Here is a 292-nt window from a genome sequence, read left to right on the forward strand (position 1 = left end):
CGAACGCCGTGCGTGGGGCTGCCATCGGTGCGAACGCCGCTGGCACGGACGGCGCTCGCGCGGACGCCGCCCGTGGGACTGCCGATGGTGGGGCTGCCGATGGCGCGGACGCTGCTGACGCGGATGCTTCTGGCGCGGATGCTTCTGGCGCGGATGGCGCCCGTGGTGATGCCGCTGACGCGGGTGCTTCCGGTGTGGGTGGCCGCGGTCGGGGTCGTGTGCGGTCGTCGTGGGTGGTGGTGGGGTCGGTTCGTGAGGTGGCCCAAGAGCTGGCGCTGACGCCGCTTCCCGA

Annotated in this window: 1 protein-coding gene; it reads left to right on the top strand. The window is 73.6% G+C overall.

Annotated elements, in window-relative coordinates; translation table 11 throughout:
- On the top strand, positions 1–279 hold a 279-nt coding region (locus FLV34_RS40020), incomplete at its 5' end, for a hypothetical protein (protein ID WP_222709834.1).
- Between the last annotated feature and the right edge of the window lie 13 nt (positions 280–292).

This window comes from Microbispora sp. CSR-4, from assembly GCF_008033685.1.
Classification (GTDB): domain Bacteria; phylum Actinomycetota; class Actinomycetes; order Streptosporangiales; family Streptosporangiaceae; genus Microbispora.